Origin of the sequence: Nocardiopsis kunsanensis DSM 44524, assembly GCF_000340965.1 — a bacterium.
Classification (GTDB): Bacteria; Actinomycetota; Actinomycetes; order Streptosporangiales; family Streptosporangiaceae; genus Nocardiopsis; species Nocardiopsis kunsanensis.
Map to the genome: position 1 here is coordinate 1 of NZ_ANAY01000018.1, position 18,524 is coordinate 18,524.

The 18,524-nt window shown below is 67.3% G+C and carries 17 protein-coding genes; 9 read left to right on the plus strand and 8 right to left on the minus strand.

The window, feature by feature from the left end:
- Window positions 1-5: 5 nt before the first annotated feature.
- Window positions 6-455, minus strand: a complete 450-nt coding sequence (locus tag D456_RS24140; RefSeq protein WP_017576635.1) for a Rossmann-fold NAD(P)-binding domain-containing protein — start codon at window positions 453-455, stop codon at window positions 6-8.
- 609 nt (window positions 456-1,064) lie between these two features.
- On the opposite strand from D456_RS24140, the gene D456_RS24145 reads away from it, so the two are divergent.
- Window positions 1,065-1,265, plus strand: a complete 201-nt coding sequence (locus D456_RS24145) for a helix-turn-helix domain-containing protein (protein WP_017576637.1) — start codon at window positions 1,065-1,067, stop codon at window positions 1,263-1,265.
- 41 nt (window positions 1,266-1,306) lie between these two features.
- Here the strand turns inward: D456_RS24145 and D456_RS0113110 are convergent, their stop codons facing one another.
- Window positions 1,307-2,137 carry a transposase family protein gene (locus D456_RS0113110; RefSeq protein WP_040699264.1) on the minus strand — a complete coding sequence of 277 codons (831 nt, stop codon included), beginning with the start codon at window positions 2,135-2,137 and terminating at the stop codon, window positions 1,307-1,309.
- Window positions 2,138-2,255: 118 nt separating this feature from the next.
- Here D456_RS0113110 and D456_RS0113115 point away from each other — a divergent pair, with 118 nt between their 5' ends.
- Window positions 2,256-2,474: a GntR family transcriptional regulator gene (locus tag D456_RS0113115; protein ID WP_017576639.1), complete on the plus strand. Its 219-nt coding sequence runs from the start codon at window positions 2,256-2,258 to the stop codon at window positions 2,472-2,474.
- Window positions 2,475-2,496: 22 nt separating this feature from the next.
- On the opposite strand, the gene D456_RS0113120 is transcribed toward D456_RS0113115, so the two are convergent.
- Entirely contained in the window at window positions 2,497-3,141 is a 645-nt protein-coding gene (locus D456_RS0113120) for an NUDIX hydrolase N-terminal domain-containing protein (protein ID WP_017576640.1), read from the minus strand.
- A 764-nt stretch (window positions 3,142-3,905) separates the two neighbouring features.
- Between D456_RS0113120 and D456_RS25650 the strand changes: the two genes are divergently transcribed.
- From D456_RS25650 to D456_RS24155, 6 genes are all read left to right on the plus strand, one after another.
- Window positions 3,906-4,229: a 4Fe-4S dicluster domain-containing protein gene (locus D456_RS25650; RefSeq protein ID WP_083904578.1), complete on the plus strand. Its 324-nt coding sequence runs from the start codon at window positions 3,906-3,908 to the stop codon at window positions 4,227-4,229.
- Window positions 4,210-4,746: a hypothetical protein gene (locus D456_RS26605; RefSeq protein ID WP_152442562.1), complete on the plus strand. Its 537-nt coding sequence runs from the start codon at window positions 4,210-4,212 to the stop codon at window positions 4,744-4,746. The genes D456_RS25650 and D456_RS26605 overlap by 20 nt, the downstream gene beginning before the upstream one ends.
- 342 nt (window positions 4,747-5,088) lie before the next feature.
- Window positions 5,089-6,066 carry a hypothetical protein gene (locus tag D456_RS24150; RefSeq protein ID WP_152442563.1) on the plus strand — a complete coding sequence of 326 codons (978 nt, stop codon included), beginning with the start codon at window positions 5,089-5,091 and terminating at the stop codon, window positions 6,064-6,066.
- Between the two features lie 48 nt (window positions 6,067-6,114).
- Window positions 6,115-7,335: an ATP-grasp domain-containing protein gene (locus tag D456_RS0113130; protein ID WP_040699265.1), complete on the plus strand. Its 1,221-nt coding sequence runs from the start codon at window positions 6,115-6,117 to the stop codon at window positions 7,333-7,335.
- Window positions 7,336-7,350: 15 nt separating this feature from the next.
- Window positions 7,351-8,616 (plus strand): ATP-grasp domain-containing protein, encoded by a 1,266-nt coding sequence (locus D456_RS0113135; protein ID WP_017576644.1) that lies wholly within the window; start codon window positions 7,351-7,353, stop codon window positions 8,614-8,616.
- 59 nt (window positions 8,617-8,675) lie between these two features.
- Window positions 8,676-9,818 (plus strand): ATP-grasp domain-containing protein, encoded by a 1,143-nt coding sequence (locus D456_RS24155; RefSeq protein ID WP_017576645.1) that lies wholly within the window; start codon window positions 8,676-8,678, stop codon window positions 9,816-9,818.
- 60 nt (window positions 9,819-9,878) lie between these two features.
- Here the strand turns inward: D456_RS24155 and D456_RS0113145 are convergent, their stop codons facing one another.
- The 5 genes from D456_RS0113145 to D456_RS0113165 form a co-directional block, all read right to left on the minus strand.
- Window positions 9,879-11,093 carry an MFS transporter gene (locus tag D456_RS0113145; protein ID WP_017576646.1) on the minus strand — a complete coding sequence of 405 codons (1,215 nt, stop codon included), beginning with the start codon at window positions 11,091-11,093 and terminating at the stop codon, window positions 9,879-9,881.
- A gap of 450 nt (window positions 11,094-11,543) precedes the next feature.
- Entirely contained in the window at window positions 11,544-13,226 is a 1,683-nt protein-coding gene (locus D456_RS0113150) for a SulP family inorganic anion transporter (RefSeq protein ID WP_017576647.1), read from the minus strand.
- Window positions 13,226-13,582 (minus strand): ArsR/SmtB family transcription factor, encoded by a 357-nt coding sequence (locus tag D456_RS0113155; RefSeq protein WP_026115827.1) that lies wholly within the window; start codon window positions 13,580-13,582, stop codon window positions 13,226-13,228. The genes D456_RS0113150 and D456_RS0113155 overlap by 1 nt, the downstream gene beginning before the upstream one ends.
- A 77-nt stretch (window positions 13,583-13,659) precedes the next feature.
- On the minus strand, window positions 13,660-16,134 hold the full coding sequence (locus D456_RS0113160) for an ATP-binding protein (RefSeq protein WP_017576649.1): 2,475 nt from the start codon (window positions 16,132-16,134) through the stop codon (window positions 13,660-13,662).
- 257 nt (window positions 16,135-16,391) lie between these two features.
- Complete coding sequence (locus D456_RS0113165) at window positions 16,392-17,054, minus strand: HNH endonuclease family protein (RefSeq protein ID WP_017576650.1); 663 nt, start codon at window positions 17,052-17,054, stop codon at window positions 16,392-16,394.
- 495 nt (window positions 17,055-17,549) lie between these two features.
- Between D456_RS0113165 and thpD the strand changes: the two genes are divergently transcribed.
- Complete coding sequence (thpD, locus tag D456_RS0113170) at window positions 17,550-18,455, plus strand: ectoine hydroxylase (protein ID WP_026115828.1); 906 nt, start codon at window positions 17,550-17,552, stop codon at window positions 18,453-18,455.
- Window positions 18,456-18,524 lie beyond the last annotated feature (69 nt).

The following is an 18,524-nucleotide window of genomic DNA, read 5'->3' on the forward strand; positions in this document are numbered from 1 at the left end:
AGGGGTCAGCGGATCCGGACCACCGGCCTCGGGCAGGCCCACGGTTCGGGCAGCGGCGCCCCCTCGCACAGTGCCGAGTCCAGGCACTCCCACTGCCTGCCCGCCACGCGCAGGGCGGAGGCACGGGCCGCTGCGTCTCCGACCTCCCGCAGGGCTTCGGAGACCGCATCGTAGGCACGTGTTACCGAGTCGAGCGTGTGAGCAGCGGATTCGTCGTCCACAATCCAATACGCGGGCACGGGAGCACCCGAGCGCAGCAGAGCGTCGAGGATCCCGAGGGCGATGTCGACGTGGGTGATCCGGGCGACCGTGTGCGCGGGAGGGCCGGGGCGGGCCAGCATGCGCCCGAGGGCGCGCGCCAGAGCCCCGGTGTTGGCCGGTTCCCGGTGCACGAGGGAGTTGGGGAGGGCGCAGGGGCAGGTGCGGGCGTGGGCGCAGGTGTGGTGCGTAGTCATGCCGTGCAGCTCCCCGCGATGTCGCACAGCACGGCCACACCCAGAACTCTCCGTCAGCCTGATCGCCCTGGTCATCGTGCCGACGATGCGGCCCCGTGGCAAGCACGGAGTCGGGCGACACCACAGCCCCGCGTCCGCCGGAGGAAGCCGCGCAAGCGGTAACTAGAGCCAAGTGAAAGGGCCGGGGACAAGGGAGATATACCTGGCCCTGACCCTCTAAGGGTTTCACCACGATGCATGACAGGCAAGTAGCCAAGCCAGAAGAACGGAGACGACATGATCCGGGTCTCTTTTACGGTGTTCTCGGTAAGCCTGGTTCTGACAGCGGTAGCACTGGTTGTAGCTACGGTCAGCGGACCGGCGGGACCCCTTATGTGGGTCCTGTGGGCCCTGTGGGTTCTGTGGGTTCTGTGGGTCGTTACTGCGATCGGTGGCGTCTGTGTCTACCTGGTCGCCCGCAAACACGGCCAACTCTGAAGACCACAGTGTGGCCCTGATCTACCGCACCGAGCGGCACTGCTTGTAAAACGGAACTCTCTCAACACCCCCCAGCCGGCCCCGGTAAACCCGCAGGCCGTCCGGGACCCCAACCGGACAGGAGCAACCACCATGGCCATGACCGAAGACCTGCACATCCCCGACCTGGTCACCACAGGCGAAGCCGCCGACATCATGGGCATGACGAAACAAGGCGTGGCGGCTCAGGTGGAAGCCGGGACCCTGCCCGCCCGACGCGTGGGCCGCTACACCCTCATCCGCCGAACGGTCGCCGAAGCCGCCCGCCAAGGGACGGAGTCCCCGCATGAATGAGCCTTTCCGGGCCATGGTTGGTGACCGCGGGTGAGGCTTGGTCAGGTGGTACGGCCGTGTTCGAACTGGAGCAGGACCAGCGCGGCCCGGGTGATCGCGCCGATACGCCACGGGTCGAGGCTGACCCGGCGTAGGGCCTTGAAGGCGGTCTTGAGCAGGGAGTGGGCGCGTTCAGCTGCCCCGTGTACCCCGCGGAGGAGCTGGTTGTAGGCCTTGTGCTCATCGGTCAGTTCTTGGCCCGCGGGTTTCTTGATCGGGTGGCGCAGGGCGGGGCTGAGGTTGACATATCCCAGGTCGGTGAGCGTTGGCCGGTCGTTTTCGGCGGCGGCCTTGTCCAACGCGGGAAGCAGGTCGGCCTCGGCCCTGGCGCAGGTGGTGTCGTGTTCGCGCCCGGGACGCACGCCGCAGGTCCACAGCGGCCACCCGTCCGGGGCCGAGAGTACCTGGATATTGCCGCCGTGGTGCTTGTGCTTGCCCGAGCACCAAAGGCCGGCCCTGTTGGGGCCCGGGGTGGCCACCCGGCCGGTGCGCACCACGGTGCCGTCCAGGTTCAGGTGGCCGGCCCCGGCCTGTTGGTCCCGGTCCAGGGCCTGTTCCGGGTCCGGGGCCCGGGCGGCCAGGACGTCGATGCCCTCGTGCAGAGAGGTGTAGACGGTGCTTTTGCCGATGGCGTCGTCGGTGGCCAGTGGGGCGGGACGGGTCGCCTCCAGGAACCAGCGCAGGATGGGCACGGCCTGCTTGAAGGGGCCCAGTGCCCGGGGGCCGGCGCGGGTGCCGAGGGCGTGTCGGTGGCAGGCCAGCAGGCGCGAGAGGAACTCCACGGTCCCGCGGTCGGCATCGAGCACGCAGGTGTAGGTAACATCGGTAGACAAGCGAAGCCTCTGGTGATCGGTGTTTCTGTGGAAAGACCACCTGTACCAGGGGCTCTACGCATGTGCGCAGGTCGGGGCGGGCGCAGGGGCACCACACCACCAAGGAGAGTCACCCAGTGTGAGCAGTGCTTGCTCGGAAAGGCTCATTCGCCGCCAGATCGAGAGCGGAGAGCTCAGCCCCGGGGACAAGATCCCGTCCGTGGTCAGATTGCAGGAGACCTACGGGCTCAGCACCTCCACCGGGCAGAAAGTGCACCGGGCCCTGCGCTCGGAAGGCCTGCTCCGGACTCAAACCGGCATGGGCTCCTACGTGAAACGCCCGAACCCTTCCGGCTGATTCCTCCGGCCCCGGTCACCACTCAGTCCACGTGCGCGGGCCCCGGGTTCTTCCAGTGCGCGTGGAGCAGGGCGATCTGCTCGGGCAGGACCCGGGCCACAGAGAGCTCCGGCAGGCCGACAACGTCGAACCATCCGACCGCGCTGGTCTCGTCACTGCTGAACCCGGTGTCCAGCTCGTCCAAGGGCTCGCACACGAGGAAGAGCTTGTAGATGTGCCGGTCGTAGACGGGCACGTGCGGCCAGTGGTGGCGGTCGAGCACCCCGGCGAGATGGTCCGCACGTACACGCAGCCCGGCCTCCTCCAGCACCTCCCGCTCGACCGCGCTCCGGGGGCTCTCCAGCACGTCGCACCATCCGCCGGGCAGGGTCCAGCGGTCGCCGTCGGAGCGCTCACGGACCAGCAGCACCCGGCCCTGCGGGTCGAAGACGCCGCCGCGCACGTCGAGCTTCGGGGTCGCGTACCCGGCCGCCGCGGCCACGTGGGGCCGGTAGTCGGGCAGGTCCTCCGAGGCGGCCACCTGCATGAGGTGCTGAGCCAGGGCCCCGATGCGGTGGAAACGCTCGATGTCGAAAGCGTCGGTGCAGTAAGCCAGCGCCGACTCAGACAACGCCGCCAGCTCCATGGCCGTGCGGCGGATGCGGTCGCTGTCCGGTGGGATCGTCATACGGCCCAGGCTCTCAGGCACGCCGAAGGTTCGCGGGCCACACAGTCAGGAGCGTCGTAGCGTCACCGTGCGGCCATGGGCCCGATCCGCACGTGAAAACTCCCCCGTCACTCCCCGCCGATGCGGCGCAGCCGCGGGCCGTCCGCGGTCAGCCAGAGGGCACAAAACTCATGGTGAAAGCGCGTCGGCCCGGAAAAGTGCTGTGTCAGTCGGGGTGGCTCCGGGGGCGAAGGTCGACTTCGTGGGGCCCTTGGCTCGAAGGTGCGGGGCCCACGAGGGTTCCAGCGCCCTTCGAATACACATGGTTTTCCGGAATGTGGCGGCCGACATTCGGGGTTCGGGGCGAACAAGGTCCCGAAACTGGCCACATGCGGCCAGAGCACCTCACGAACAAGCCTCCCACCGACCTCGAGCGAAGGATATCCCCCTGAGCAGCACAAACCCCTTCCGTTCCCAATCACCTGCGATCCAACATCTTCAACAGCCACAACACCACCCTCACACCCTTCGCTTGCAGACCCGGTTTGTCACCTGCTAAAAACGAACCGTTCCGACAGGTACACCTTCGACGTGCCGAGCCGCTACCGGTGAAGATCTCGCCTGCGGAAACTCCGTTCCCCACCCCTGGAACAGTAATCGGACCGCACTCCGAACGGAGAACGGACGGCCATCATCACGAAGGCACCCCGGCTGCCCGGGCGCACCATTCTCTTGCCAAAGTGCAGCTGCCCCACCCTTGTCATTTTCACCAGGTAGGAAAGACCATGCTGGACCGAGAGGAGAAACTCCTCATATCCAGGGCGGAGCGTGCCGGTAGAATCGTAGAGCGCTCCAGAGAGTCAGACTGGAAGAAGCCGCCCCGCAAAATCGAGCCGTCCGAGTGCATCGGATGCGATTCATGCCTACGATCCTGTCCTGAAGAGTTCAGTGCGATCTTCAACAACGGCCTCGACGTGGTCATCGTCCCCGAACTCTGTTCCGGATGCCCGAAGTGCGTTGCTGCGTGCCCGGTCGACTGCATCTATGTGGACGAAGATTGGCATCCGACCGCTGAAGGAGTGTGGAACCTTGCCGAGAACACCCTCTGAGGACAGACAGCCCGCACTCAGCGCCCGAAGGGCTGCACTGCTCAAGGCTAGGGAGAGCAAGAGGCCCAGTCGGCACGGTCTGCGTGCCGGCACCAGCACCGCAGATCGGTCGCTGGACGGTTCCGGGTTCCCACGACTGCTCACCGAGACGTTACGCCGGGCACGGACGGCCGACAGCCTCACCGGGGCCCTGGAACAGTTGTTCACGTTGAGCGGTCATGTCTCGGGGGCCATCTCTCGGTCGGCACTGACCGGGCAGGAGCGTACGGCACTGGAGGTCCTGTCCAAGGAAGTGGACGGCCGGGACGAACCTGCTTTCACCGGTTTTCTGGGGATCACTGAGACAGGCAGGACAGTCGTGGCCACGCCGCAACGGCCCAGGACCGAACACCACGACCGTCTCCTCGGTGTCGCCAAGAGGATCCCTTGGACCGTGGCGCAGCTGGAAGAGTACACAAAGGCGTTCGAGCCCGTCCGGGCTGCAGAGGCGTACGAGGCCGAGACCTGTCGGCGCTGACTCTCCGAAAAAACACCCGAAAAAGTCGAAGAAATCCTCGCAGAGATCGCGGAGAGCAACGCTGTCACCGCCCCAATGGTGCTCTACAGGGACCTTTCCTTCTACACAAACCACAGGGAACAAAACAATCTTCCCGGTAAAACCCTGTGGGAATTCAGTAACGAGTCCCTGTTCAATCACATCAATGGACTCCCCATCCGCTACTGGACTGAAGACGATGTGGCATTCATCTCTTGCTACTGGCTCCTCCTCAAATCCGGAGGGCATTTCCGTATCGAAGAGCTGAACGGGGGCCAGTTATCCCTCCACCGTGTCGCGGACCTGCTCGAAGAGAAACAGAGGTTGTACGGTCACACCGCCCCGCGGGAGATCGCCCCTGACCCGTGGGCCCTGGAGTCCACAGGTGCCCGTATCGCCGAGCAACGCCTGCGCTCCCTCGACCGTCACCTACACTACCGCGAAATCCACGGGCCGTTGCTGCACAAGACGGAGAAGATCGCGACGCCCACCCGCCACAGTCGGGAGCGGGAAGGCCGGATCCTGGAGAGGCTCGCATCCACCTTCCCTCTCGAGGGAACTTCCCTGACCGAAGCAGTGGAAGGGATCTCCCGCGACCCCCTGTGGCTGGTGGAACCCAGCAAGGGCTTCGAGCTGGGCTTCGAACACCTCGTCCACGACACCGTCCGTGCCGTACGGGACCACTGCGCGGCCGACATGGCGATGAGCCGGGGCAAGCGTTCGATGGGTTCACTGGTCGACGCCCTGACCCGAGAGGACTGGGAGAGGATCTGCGGCTGGGAACTGCCGGAGTTCTACTGCTGCGTGCTCCCCGCCCCCTCCGCCCTCGACCGGTTCGGGGGTTCGCGTGCGGCCCTGGCCGACTCCGTCTGGGCGATCTCCGCCCGCATGCAGTTCAACTGCTGGCACCACATGGCGGGGAACCTGCCCAAAGTTCCCGCAGTACTCGAACGGGACCGGTTCTCCCCACCGACGATGCCCGACATCGCCTATTTCTCCGACCATCACCACCGAGGGCACACGACCAACCAGGTCAGGTTCACCATCCGGACCCCCCAAGCCGTCACGGTCGCAGGTCTACAGTTCAACGGGTTCACCGATGTGCGACTGTTGCGTTACGACGACCTCCCCTTCACCGAAGAAGACATGATCGTCACCGACCGTGTTTCCTCTTTCCTGGCGTCCGTCAAGCAGACCCTGGCAACCATGGCCCAGGAGATCGAACCACCACGGGTCGAGGCCTTCGACCACACATGGCACCGGTCGTGGATCGAGACAAACCTCGTATCCGGGAAACCTTAGTAACCTCCACCGACCGACCCGCATCCCTCTCGTCGACAGGAATCTTCAGTGCAGCTGCTTCTGATCGGATTCAACTCCGGGGTCCTTGGGGCCTTAGAAAAAGTGTGGCCGAACGGACAGGTCACCGTTCTGGAAGAACCCGACCTCTGGGAGAACAAAAACCTCACCACGAAGGCGGAACGGTTTTCCTGCATCGGTGAAGTGATCCTCGGCCATTATCAACAGAGCACTGGGTTCCTCGACTCGCTCGAAGGCCGGGGACCTTTCACTGCGGTCGCTCCTGGCCTCGAGTATGCGCTTGAGGCCGCTGCCATGGCGGCCGAGCGGCTCGGCCTCCCCGGAACCGGGATCGATTCCGCCGAAGTGTTGCGCGACAAGCTGAAGATGAGAGAACGTACCTCACAGCACGGTGTCCCAGGACCTCGTTTCGCCGAGGTGTCCTCCGCTGCCGAACTCGCCGAATTCGCCGATGGCCACGCCTGCGTACTCAAGCCCGCCAATCGGCAGGCAAGCCTGGGGGTGGTTCTCCTGGACCCTGGGGACAGCGCTGAAGAAGCGTGGGCCGAATGTATCGGTGCCGACGAAGGGGTGCAGATCGCCGACCGGGACATGCATTGGCAGTACCTCGCCGAAGAACGCATGACCGGACCGGAACACTCCACCGAATGCCTGGTACGTGACGGGGAGATCCTCTTCCTCAACATCACTGAGAAGGAAACCCTCCCCGGCCCCCACCCTGTGGAGGTCGCACACGTGGTGCCCGCCCCCGGAGAGGACCAGCACTGGTGGCGACAGGCGGTCGATGCGGTCGTCAAGTGCCTCGGGTTCGGTACGGGAATCCTGCACACCGAGTGGATCGTGGTCGACGGTGTCCCCCACATCGTCGAGTCGGCCGGACGCCCCCCAGGGGACCGGATCATCGATCTGATCGACCTCGCGCACGGAACCGACCTGACCGAACGGTGGATACGGCTCCTCGCCGGGGAGGACATGGACCCCGTGAGCGAGCCCTCGCAAGGCGCAGCCATCCGGTTCCTGCTACCACCGCCGGGGGTGGTACGCGAGGTCGAAGGGGTCTCCCGGGCGGAGGCTGCCGAGGGCATCGAACAGGTCGATGTGACCGTGGCCGCAGAAACCGCCGTGGGGGCGATCACCTCGTCCTGGCACCGGGGCGGATCGGTCATCGCCACAGGATCCGACGGTACGGAGGCGCTGGAGAGGGCGCGTGCTGCGGTTCGCCTGATCACCTTCGACACCAGTGACGAGTAGAAGAAAGGCACCCCGATGACCAGCGAATCCGTCGTGGTCTTCATCAACCTCAGGCGCACACAGCTCGAGTACATGCCCACCTTCGAGGCGGCCCGCCGCCTCGGTCACGGGGTGGCCCTGATCACCGACAAGACACCGGTCGACCTGCCGGACACGATCGTCCGCGAAGTCGTGGTCGTGGATACCTACGACCACGAAAAGGTCGACGCCGCAGCGGACCGGATCGCCGGACGTTTCTCTGTCGCAGGTGTGGTGACCTGGTCGGACCGCGACGTCACCTCGGTATCCCGCATCTGTGCCCGGCTCGGTCTTCCCGCACCCTCCGTGGACAGCGCCGAGACCGCACGCAACAAGTACCTGATGCGCGAGGCGATGGCCGCCCGGCCCGAGCTCATTCCGCGCTACGCGCGGGTGACCGATGTGTCCGAGTTGGACCAGGCCCGTGAGGCCGTGGGGTTCCCGGCCGTCCTCAAACCCACCTCCGCTTCGGGGAGCAAGGGGATTTTCGTCGTTCACGACGAGGAGGAGCTGGATCAGGCCTGCACACAGCTCATGACCTACACGCGGCCCGAGGTGGACTCGGTCTTCACCGACAACCCGAACGAACTCGTCCTGGAGGGGTTGCTGGTCGGCACCGAGCACAGCGTCGAGGGGTTCGTCCACCGCGGAGAAGTGCTGATCGCGGGGGTCACCGACAAGGAGTCCACCAAGGAATTCTGTCTGGAGACCGCCCAGACCCATCCGAGTGCCTTGCCCGAGGGCCCCCTCACCTCCGTGCAGCGGCTCACGGAGACCGTGGTCGCCGAGATGGGGTTGGACGACTGCACCTTCCACCTCGAATGCATCGTGGACGGGACCGGAACTGCTCGGCTCGTGGAGATCGCAGCACGCCCCGCAGGAGACTTCATCGCCTCGCACCTGGTCACTGCGGCGACCGGGGTGTCCTTCCACGAGAACGTCCTGCGGGTCGCGACAGGGCACCGGCCGATCCCGGTGGAACAAGCCCATCTGCACGCCGGCGTGCGCAAGGTGATGGCGGCCGAAGAAGGCACCTTCGAAGGGTTGGAAGGCCTTGAGGAAGCAGGGAACGTCCCCGGCGTCCGCCACATCATCGTGGAGCGCGCGCAAGGGGCCGCCGTGCGCATGCCCCCGACCGATTACGCATCCAGCACTCTGGGCGCCGTGATCGCAACCGGTGACTCCGACGCATATTTGCAGGAGCGTCTGCAGCGGGCCACAGACCTGCTCAGGCCCCGGTTCACCCCTCGGGAGGAAGGATGAGGCCCGCCCGTCTACTAGTCCTCGGTTGTGCCTCGCCTACCCCTCACGGCCAGGACCAGATGAGGCGCCTCACCGAACAGGCGAGCCGGCGCGGCATCACCGTCGTCGGTACCGACACGCGGGCGAACCTGGAGGCCTCCCAAGGCCCCCTCGGCATCGAGCGCCTGGAACTCGAAGTCGGAGATGCCCACTCCTGCAGGAACTGGGCGCGGACCGCACCCCCGGTGGACGCGGTCCTCACGTTCCGGGAGAAGTGCGTCGCCTCCGTCGCGGCGGTCAGCGACGAGTTGGGGTTGGCCGGAAACGCCCCGGAGGCCGTCCGAGTCATCCGCAACAAGGATCTGTGCCGCGAGGCCCTGCGGAAGGCGGGGTTGCCCCAACCCCGGGTCCGTCTGGTCGAGCGTCCCGAAGAGGCTTCGGCCTTCATCAACGGGACCGGACCGGGGCCCTGGGTCGTCAAACCCCGTGACGGGATGGGCAGCGAGGGTGTCTCGCTGGTGCGCTCGGCCGACGATCTTCCCGGAGCCTTGGCCCGCCTGACCGAGCAGCGCCCGTTCCTGGTGGAAGAGTTCGTCGAGGGGCCCGAGTTCTCGGCGGAGGGCGTGATGTTGGAAGGGCACCCCTGGGTGCTGGCCATCACCGAGAAGAAGGTCGGCTCCTCCTTCGTCGAGATCGGGCACCGCATGCCCGCGCGTGTGAAGGAGGAGGAGACGGCCCGTGCGGAGGTCGGCCGGGCACTGGAAGCGGTGGGGATCACCCACGGTGTGTTCCACGTCGAGTTCTGGCTCTCCCGGGGCCGGTGTGTGCTCGGGGAGATCCACGCGCGCCCCGGTGGGGATTTCATTCACGCGATGGTCGAACACGTACGTCCGGGAGCGGAACTGTACGGGATGCTCATGGACGACCTTCTCGGCCGTGCAACGGTGAGCCCAACCCTTACGCCGACCCGGGCTGCGGGCACAGACTATCTGGTCCTTCCTCCCGGCAGGGTGGGGGCCGTCTCCGGGTGGGACGAGGCCGCGAGCATGCCATCGGTGCTCGCGGCCCAGCTCTCCGTGGACGTCGGCCAGGAGATCGTGGCTGTGGACTCGTCGGCTTCCCGGCACGGGTTGGTCGTGGTCGGTGCCGACGACCACGACCAGGTGGAATCGCTGTTGAGCAAGGTGGCCGAAAAAGTCCGAGTCGATATCGAACCGGTCTGAGACGAGTCGGCCCACGCCAAGGGCCCGCCTCGAAACCTGGTTGTTCGGGACGGGCCCGCCTCACTCCCTCGCTGCCTCGCCGACCTCACCGTGCCGGTAGATGCGGTTCAGTGCCGGGACCTGGAGCAGAAGGCCGGCGGCGAACAAGGCTGTCGCCGTCCCCAGGAAGAGCCCGCGGACCCCGACCGCGTCGGTGATGAGGCCCGAGGCAGCCGCAGACAGCGGCATGACGCCCCAGGAGATCCACCGGTACGCGGCGTTGACCCGGGAGAAGACTTCCAGTGGGACCGTGCGTTGACGGTAGGTCATGTTCGCCACGTTGAAGAAGATGACGATCGCGCTGTAGGAGATCAGGGCGGCAATCACCGCCAGCACGCTCGTGATGCACAACAAGAGTACCGAGAGGGCGACCCCGAACAGGCAGAAACGGAAGACCACCCTCTCGCCGTAGCGCGCGACGAAGCGATGCACCACCACTCCGGAGGACAAGCCGCCCAGAGCGCCCAGGGCGACCACCCCGCCATAGACTTCTGTCGATGCTCCGAGCGGGCCCGGTTCGGTCACCCAGAGCGGAAGAATGGTCATCATGGAGATGAACGCGAAGTTCATCACCGCGGCCATACAGGCGATGGTGAGAAGGTCCCGGCGCCGGAAGAAGTAGGCGAGACCGTATTTCAGGTCCCCGAAAACCGAGGACGGGCGTACGGACGCATCCGCCGGAGCGGTCGCCACCTCTTCCTGCCGCATCGGGAGCAGCACGATCAATACCAGCGCGACGGCGTACACCAGGCCCATGGAACCGAAGGCCCCAGCTGTGCCCAGGAGCACGCAATAGCCGGCCAGAGCGGGCCCGCTCAACTGTTGGGTTCCGATCTGGATGACCTGGACCCGGCCGTTGGCCTTCGGCAACATCGGTTCGGCGACGATCCGCGGCACCAACCCCTGAGCCGAGACGTCGTTGACCACGCCAGAAGCGCTCACCAGGAACACACAGAGTGCGAAGAGCCAGACCGGCAGATCCCCCAGCGCCGCGATCGCGCCCAACACGAAGAGCAACACCAGGCGGGCGGCCTGGCTCCACCGCATGATCCCGAGCGGTGCCTTGCGGTCGGCCAGCACCCCGGCGGGAAGGGCGACCACGAGCCACGGCAGCCAAGCCGAGGCCGACACCAGCCCGATGACCACAGGGTCCCTGGTCAGGGTGAGGGTCAGGAGGGGTACCGCAACACGGTAGACACCGTCGGAGAGCCCGGAGAAGAGCAACGAGCTCTGCAAGAACGCGAATCTCGTCCCAAGGCTCTTCCCCGCCTCGGTCGGGAGGCTCGTTTCCTCTTTCACGTCAGCGTTCCGTTCTTCGAGGGGTATGTAGCGCGGACCCTGACGTCAGGGGCTGGTTCCCGGCAACGGGACGAGGTGCGGCCATAAGGAAGAGCCATGAGATCCGCGGGAGCCACCATCTATAGCACAGGGCGGTCCTCGCTACGGGAGTCACCCGCGCAGGACCGCACGGCGCGGCCCGCCGCCGAAGGCCCCACGCCACGCCGTGTGTGAGGGCAAGAGAACACACCACGGGCAAGCAACCCGCCTCGCCGTTCACCGGCCCTGGCACCGCACGGGCCCCGTGCGGTCTGTCGCCGCACGAGTGGTGGGGCCGCCCACGCACGGGTCTCGGCGTGTTCATCCACACCATGCAGGCTCACCTGATCGGAACACCCTGCACCGGGCTCAGGTGTGGGGCACCTGCGGGACCGTCCCCGCCGCAGTTCCCGCCCGTTCGCGGGTGGTGTGGGAGCGGGCGTGGGCGAGGGCCTCGGTGAGGTCGGTGAACAAGTGGTTGCGGTGCCGCAGCGCCCCCAGAGTGCCCACGCGCCGCAGCAAGGGTGCGTGGTCCTCCCTCACCCCCTTGACCAGGACGGTGACGTCTTGTGCTTCGAGCCGCTGGATCGTCTCGGCGAGCGCCCGCGCCCCGGTCGCGTCGAGCAGCTGGACCCGGGAGAGCCGCAGGATGACGACCGAAACACTCCGCAGAGCGGTGATGTCCTCCAGGACACGGTCGGCGGGGGCGAAGAACAGCGGCCCGTCCAGGCGCAGCAGGGCGATGCGGTGGTCGTCCGGCTGCGGGGGGCCGGGGAGTTCTTCGCGCTGGACCGTGCTCGCCCGGGCCAGCCCCCGGAGCGCGAAGACGCCCGCGACGGCCAGACCGATCAGCACCGCGACGATGAGGTCCACCGAGACCGTCACCACGGCGGTGACCACGAAGGCGGTGGCATCGGCACGTGTGGAACGCAGGACGGACCAGCTGGTGCGCAGGTCGATCATGCGCAGGGCGGTCACCATGAGCACCCCGGAGAGGGCTGCCAGCGGGATGTGCCCCACGGGGTCGGCGACCGCGACCACCACCAGGAGCAGGACCGCGGCGTGGCTCGCGGCGGCCAAACGGGTCCTGGCCCCGGAGCGGACCGCCACCGCCGTCCGTGCGATCGCGCCCGTGGCCGGCATACCGCCGAACATCCCGGCGGCCACGGAGGCCAGCCCCTGTCCCGTCAGTTCCCGGTCCGGCTCGTAGGTCCCGGTGCCGGACATGGATGCCGCGACCCGGGCCGAGAGCAGCGACTCGATCCCGGCCAGGGCCGCCACCGTCACCGCGGGCAGCAACAGGCCCGCCACGACCTCGCGGTCCAGGGCCGGCAGGCTCGGTGCCGGCAGCGCGTCGGGCAGTTCCCCGATCACCGCAAGCGGTGTGGGGACGGACAGCGCCGCCACCGTGACGACGGTGATGCCGACGAGCGAACCGGGAACGGCCGGGTGGATGCGGGGCAGGAGCACCATGCACGCGGCCACGACAGCGACCGAGCCCACGGCCCAGGCCAGGTACACGGGGTCGGCCGAGAGCACCGAGCCCACGGCCCGTACCGCCACGTTCGTGTGGCCCGCGCCGTGTTCCTCGGACCTGGTCAGGGCCGGCACCTGTTGGAGGAAGATGATCACACCGATGCCGACGGTGAAGCCCTCGATCACGGGCCAGGGGATGAAGGAGACCGCGCGGCCGAGCCGCAGGAGCCCGGCGCCGAGCAGCAGGAGCCCCGCCAGGACCGAGACCAGGGCGACCGCGGCGACGCCGTGGGAGGCCACGATCGGTGCCAGCACCACGACCATGGCGCCGGTGGGGCCGGACACCTGGGTGTTGGAGCCGCCGAACACCGCGGCCACGAGCCCGGCGACGATGGCGGTGATCAGGCCTGCTTCGGCCCCGGCTCCGGAGGAGATCCCGAACCCCAGGGCCAGGGGCAGGGCGACGATGCCCACGGTCAGTCCGGCCAGGAGGTCGGACCGCCAGGAGTGCCGTAGCCCCCGGTAGTCCCGGCGTCGGGGCAGCAGAGCGAGAACGTGCGTGGAGGAGGCGGCCATCAGGTGAGTTCCGGCAGGTCGGCCAGGTCGGTGCTGCGTTTCTCGTCGCTCGTGACCATCTGCGCGAGCAGTCTGCGGGCCGCCACCAGGAAATCGGCGACCTCGGGCCAGGCGAGCCGGTAGTGGACGTGGCTCCCGCGCCGTTCGGAGACCACCAGCCGGTGCCGGCGCAGTACCGCGAGGTGCTGCGACAGGTGGGAGGCCTCCAGGCCGGTGTCCGCCAACAGCTCCGCCACGGTGTGGTCCTCTCCGTCGGCGAGGACTTCCAGGACCCGCACCCGGAACGGGTGGGACAACCCCTTGAACAACCCGGCCTTCATCTCGTAGAGCGGCCGTTGACTATGACTGAATGGCATGATGAATTCATCATATCTCAAGTCCGGGGGCCACCGTGTGCCCCCCGGGCGGCCCGGGGACCGGTCGGGGCGCGGCCTCAGGGCTCCGGGTGGCCGGAGGGGACCAGGCCGTCCTCGTCCACGACCGGGGGACGGCGGGTGGGGTTGGTGTCGAGCCAGCGCAGCAGGTTCTCCGAGACGAGGTCGACCCCGATGCGTCCGGTCCGCCCGTCCAGGTCCCGGTACAGGCACTCGCCGTTGCCGAGGTGGCGCAGCACCGACTGGTGGTCCTCGGTCGGGTCCACACCGACCAGGGACATGACGCTCTCGACCTCGTGGCGTTCGCTCGAGCGGAACGCGAAGACCGACGACAGGCAGTTGGTGACCTGTTCGTTGAGCATGTCCCCGGCGTTCTGCGACACCAGGATCAGCGCCGTGTTCCGCGAACGTCCCATCCGGGAGACCTCCGGCACGAGCTTGGCCCCCTCCGGTGTGGAGGTCACCGCCCAGGCCTCGTCCAGGAAGATCGCTTTCGGCAGGCGCCGGTCGAGCCCGTTCATGAGCCGCCGCGCGAACTGCGACACCAAGTACAGCAGCGCCACCGACAGCCGCTGCTCGTAGGAGTAGTCGTCGCGGCCCAGCCCGGAGTCGGGCAGGGTCAGCCCGCCGAGCGTGAACACGGTCGTCCACCCCTCGGTGTCGATGCGGGCATCGCCCTGCGGGTCGAAGCACAGCGACGCCAGGCGCATCTCCGACATCGACTGCAGTACCGCGCCCAGGTTCCGGGACGCCGGGTCGTCGGCGGAGACCAGGTAGTCCACGACCTTGGCCAGGGACGGCTGGGGCTGGTTGGCGACCGCGGCCACGGCCTGGATCATCGCCGACTCGCGTTCCTCGCTCATGCGGGGCAGCAGCAGCCGCAGGGTCTCGGTAGCCATGGTCTTCTTCGCGGCGAGGTCGTCGCCGAACGCGAACGGGTCCAACAGGCCGGGCTGGGCCGATCCGAGGGACATGATGCGGGCCTTGCGCCCGCGGCGCTGCAGGAGCTCCACGAGGGACTCCGCGTCGCCCTTGGGGTCGATGGCGGCGACGGTGACCCCGCGCAGGGCCAACTGGTAGATCATCAGCAGCGCGAGCGTGGTCTTGCCGCCGCCGGGCTCGCCGGTGATGGCGATGGCGGTGGGCCGGTTGCGGGCGGCGGCGACCAGCGGGTCGAAGTGCACGATGGAGCGCGCACGCCCGACGGTCTCGCCGATGTAGGGGCCCACCCAGCCGCCGCCGGACTGTGTGTTGTCGACACGGTCGCCGACGTCCACGGTCGCGGTGGGCATGCCGCCGGCGATGGTGCGCAGCGGCTGGCGCTGGGCGTAGGCGTTGAGGCGGATCCGGTCCCCGGGCAGCGACTCGTTGAACAGGGACAGCTGGTCGCCGGTGGAGTTGATGACGTCGATGCCGATGTCGCGGTAGTGCTCCACCACCGCCTCGACCTGCTGGGTGAGGAGCTTCTCGGTGGGCGCGGAGACCATGAGCCGGTGCCAGCCGTAGACGAACGGCAGCCGTTCCTTCGTGATGCCGTGCTCGAGCATGCGTGCGGCGTCGATCTGCTCGGCCAGTGCGATGGGTGCCTCCACGCCGGCCTCACGGATGTGGGCGTCCATGTCGCGGGCGTGGGCGAGCTTGCGGCCGACGTCCTTGGAGGCCTTCGCCGGCGGGATGAGCTTCATCCGCAGCGACATCTCCACGGGGAACGGGAGCGCGTCGGCGTGGTGGATCCAGGGTTCACCGTCGGGGAAGGGCATCAGGTCGGGAAAGCGCGCGAACGACAGGTAGGCGACGTGTGTGGGGCCGGAGGGTTGTTCCAGGCGCAGGGCGGAGCGGCCGTTGACGAGGGTGCCGTCGACCAGGGCCTCGATCTCGCCGCGCCCCCAGGTGCGTTTGCGGGTGGCGGAGGGACGGGGTTCCTCGGCGGATCCGGTGACGGCGTGGCGTACGAGCCAGGCGATCTCGTCGGCGGTGGCGTGGCGGGCGTGCAGGGAGCTGGCGGCCAGGGCGCGGCCGAGGCGTTCTGCCTGGTCGGTCCAGCGTGCGAGTTCGCGGTCGTCGACGGCGTCGTCGGTCAGGCCCAGCATCTGTTCGGTGCGCTGGTAGCCGGACATGATCTGGGAGAAGAAGCCGAGGCCGGGGCCGCTGTTGCGGGGGCCGAGCCGGACGCCGAGGTAGACCTCCTTGGTCCAGAAGTCCTTGGCCCACACGTGCCGGTACATCTCCTCGAGGTACTCGTACCAGCCGGGTCCGGCGTCGGAGGTTTCGTCGAGGGTGGTGGCCCACTCGGCTGCCGGGTAGGTGCGGTGGGCGACGCGCAGGTGCACCTCGGCGTCGTTCATCCGGATGGCGGCGAGCGCGATGGTGATGTTGGTGGCCAGGCCCTGGCGTTCCTCGGGGGTGGTGAATTCGTAGGAGACGGTCGGCAGCCGGAAGTAGGCCCACGCCTCGGCGTCGCTGAGCAGCACACGGTCGTCGAAGTAACGCACCGCGAGGCGGGTCGCGCTCCGGGTGCCCCTGGTGCCGGTCATCTGCAAGCCTTTCCTCGTGTCCTGGTCGCAGGGCGGAGGCGGTTGCGGTGGAGGCCCGTGCGCGCCCCCGGCACACGCCCGCGCCCGCCCGCGGAGGGCGCCCGTGGGGCTCCTCCGGTTCGTTCGGGTTCCACCCATAGTGCTGCATCCCGCCTGGGGTGGGAAGTCGAGGCCGTTTCGGCGCGCCAGAACCCGGTGCGCGGCGCTGTCCCGGGCCTCGGGGCAGCGCCGCGCATTTCACGGGTGCGCTCGCGGGGTCAGCAGGAGCTGTCGAGTGTGTCCTGCAGGGACGACTGTTCGTCGGGGGTGACCGTCAGGTCGTAGCGGTCCTTCACGTCGATCCAGGACTTGGCGTAGTCGCAGTGGACGTCGGTGTTGGAGGGCATCCACTCCGACGGGTCCTGGTCGCTCTTCTCACTGTTGCTGGACGGCGTGGCCAGCCACAGCTGGGAGCTCTCGACGTCGTTGGCGAAGTCGGCGCGCTCGTCGGTGGTCCAGTCGGCGGCCCCGGTCTTCCATGCCTCGCTCAGCGGGACCATGTGGTCGACGCTGATGTCGGAGGGTTCGTCATCGACCCACTCGTCGTCGAAGGCGCTCCACCAGCTCCCCTGGGTGGGCTGGCAGTCGTCGTCGCTGACCACGTCCTGGCCGTCCCTCTCCAGTACCACCTGGCGGGCGGTGCAGGGGCTGTCGATGACGTTCCAGTGCGGGAAGAGGCTTCGGTCGTATCCGTCCTGGGGGCCCTTGGGCTGGACGTCGAGGGCGTCGAGCTTTTCCTGGGCGACCGATTCGCTGGGGATGCCGGGCGGGAGGGTGTCCGCGGCGGCCGGTGAGGACCAGCCGAGCGTGGCCACCAGGGCCGCGGTGCCGGCTGTGGCGATGGTCGCGAACACACGGGGGGTACGGGGATGCTGCTTCACGCGTTCTCCTGGAGCGGGGTGAGAACAATGGACCCCACTACTGTGCTGTAGCGGCGCTTCTCACGCCAGCCCCCGCGGGTGAAGTTCGCAAGAAATCCGTGTCGGCCCCGCAGGGATGTGTACCGGGGCATGTATGAATTTTCGGTGAGCTAATTCACAAGGAAATTGCACACTGTGACCGTGGAGCTTCCACCAGTGGGTTGCACCTGAACGACCTGGGACAATGCACCCACCCCCGGGCGAGCGAACACGCTGGGTGACTTCACGCAGGTGAACGCGGAAAGTTCTCCCGCAAACTGCCGATCACCAAAAATTCAATCTTTTATTTGCCATCGATTTCTCCCATATAGTATGACAATAATACCCAGGAATCCCACTCATAAACATAGATCGATAAAATTGGCCCTGCGGGCGCGAAGAAGAGTCTGTTACGTTCACGAGTTGTAAGGAAAACCGTCGACCAGGGAAAGGATGGCCCCTCACGGGGGAACGATCATGACTCTGCAGATGGATGTTCCGACCGCGGACGAGTACCCGACCCGCAAGGCCGACGAGCCGGCTCTGCTTCATCGCAAGGACCCCACGGTCTGGGGCTCCGCCGACAACGGACCCTTCAGTGAGCACGACCTCACGGGGTACCGGGAGCGCGGTTACACCCAGGTCGAGTCGATCATCAGCGGCCAGGAGGTGCAGGCCTTCCACGAAGAGCTGCAGCGCCTGGGTTCCGATCCCGAGCTCCGCAAGGACGAACGGGTCGTCGTCGAGCCGACCTCCAACGAGGTCCGCTCGGTCTTCGAGGCGCACAACATCAGCAAGCGCTTCTCGGACCTGGTCAACGACCCGCGCCTGGTGGAGCGGGCCCGCCAGATCCTCGGCTCGGACGTCTACGTGCACCAGAGCCGCATCAACTACAAGCCCGGTTTCGGGGGCGGGTCCTTCTACTGGCACTCCGACTTCGAGACCTGGCACGCCGAGGACGGCATGCCTCGGATGCGCGCCTGCAGCTTCTCCATCGCTCTGACGGAGAACTACAGCCACAACGGCGCGCTCATGATCATGCCCGGCTCTCACAAGAGCTTCGTGTCGTGCGTCGGCGAGACACCCGACGATCACTACAAGGCTTCCCTGAAGAGCCAGGAGATCGGTACACCCGACCAGAAGTCCCTGGAGTACCTGGCCGACCAGCACGGCATCGACGTGCTCACCGGCCCGGCCGGCGGGGCGATCATCTTCGACTGCAACTGCATGCACGGCTCCGGTGGCAACATCACGCCGTTCCCGCGCTCGAACCTCTTCGTCGTGTTCAACAGCGTGGAGAACGCACCCACCGAGCCCTTCGCAGCGAACAACCCGCGTCCCGAGTTCCTCGGATCGACCGATACCACACCGGTCGGCCGCTGAGGAGGACGCCGGAGCGGACACCGGTCCCCGGTGCCACCGGGCGTGTCTGGTGGGTGCTGTCCGTGCCGC

What these genes read in the sequence shown, in the direction of transcription:
- D456_RS0113160 (WP_017576649.1), bottom strand. Translation starts at nt 16,134, where the DNA reads ATGACCGGCACCAGGGGCACCCGGAGCGCGACCCGCCTCGCGGTGCGT.
- D456_RS0113155 (WP_026115827.1), bottom strand. Translation starts at nt 13,582, where the DNA reads ATGCCATTCAGTCATAGTCAACGGCCGCTCTACGAGATGAAGGCCGGG.
- D456_RS24155 (WP_017576645.1), top strand. Translation starts at nt 8,676, where the DNA reads ATGAGGCGCCTCACCGAACAGGCGAGCCGGCGCGGCATCACCGTCGTC.
- D456_RS25650 (WP_083904578.1), top strand. Translation starts at nt 3,906, where the DNA reads ATGCTGGACCGAGAGGAGAAACTCCTCATATCCAGGGCGGAGCGTGCC.
- D456_RS0113150 (WP_017576647.1), bottom strand. Translation starts at nt 13,226, where the DNA reads ATGGCCGCCTCCTCCACGCACGTTCTCGCTCTGCTGCCCCGACGCCGG.
- D456_RS24140 (WP_017576635.1), bottom strand. Translation starts at nt 455, where the DNA reads ATGACTACGCACCACACCTGCGCCCACGCCCGCACCTGCCCCTGCGCC.
- D456_RS0113135 (WP_017576644.1), top strand. Translation starts at nt 7,351, where the DNA reads ATGACCAGCGAATCCGTCGTGGTCTTCATCAACCTCAGGCGCACACAG.
- thpD (WP_026115828.1), top strand. Translation starts at nt 17,550, where the DNA reads ATGACTCTGCAGATGGATGTTCCGACCGCGGACGAGTACCCGACCCGC.
- D456_RS0113120 (WP_017576640.1), bottom strand. Translation starts at nt 3,141, where the DNA reads ATGACGATCCCACCGGACAGCGACCGCATCCGCCGCACGGCCATGGAG.
- D456_RS24145 (WP_017576637.1), top strand. Translation starts at nt 1,065, where the DNA reads ATGGCCATGACCGAAGACCTGCACATCCCCGACCTGGTCACCACAGGC.